The organism is Oleiphilus sp. HI0067, assembly GCF_001635735.1.
The window spans coordinates 1-678 of sequence record NZ_LWFI01001721.1; the positions used below are offsets into that span (position 1 = coordinate 1).

Annotated in this window: 1 protein-coding gene; it reads right to left on the reverse strand. The window is 49.3% G+C overall.

Going from position 1 to position 678, the window contains the following annotated elements; translation table 11 throughout:
* The coding region (locus A3739_RS27375; protein ID WP_255376801.1) for a carboxyl transferase domain-containing protein at positions 1-678 on the reverse strand (678 nt) is incomplete at both ends.

Below are 678 nucleotides of genomic sequence, written 5' to 3' on the forward strand. Positions count from 1 at the left end.
TTCGCTATTGTTACTCGGGATGTATTTAAGAATTTCTTTTACTTTCTTGAGAGCTGCTACTTCATCTTCAACGACAAAGTCAGTAACCCCTGTTTGGCTGTGAACACCCGGGCCTCCCAACTCGTCAGGTGTTACGTCTTCACCCAATACGCTTTTCACAACACCTGGGCCCGTGAGTCCAAAAAAGGTGTTTTTCGGTTGAATCATAAAGCTGCCTTGGCGAGGGAGATATGAGCCGCCGCCGGCATTAAATCCGAACATGCACATGATGCTAGGTACCACACCGCTGATTTTTCGCAGCGCGGTGAAGGCTTCGGCATATCCATCCAGACCGCCAACACCTGCAGGAACATAAGCGCCGGCGCTATCGTTTAGGCCAACTAAAGGGATTTTTCGTTTGCCTGCTAATTCGATTAAGCGTGCTAGCTTTTTACCGTTGGTAGCATCCATTGAGCCTGCGCGGATTGTGAAGTCGTGGCCATACAATGCGACGTCGCGACCATCTATTTTGATGATTGCTGTGACTAAAGACGCTCCGTCCAGGTTCGGGCCCCAGTTTTGGAAGAGTATGGTTGGCTCTTCATCAGTGAGTACTGAAATACGTTCCCATATTGTCATTCGCCCTTTGGCGTGCTGGCGGCTGATCGCTTTTACTCCAGCAGCTTTTTTAGGACGTTT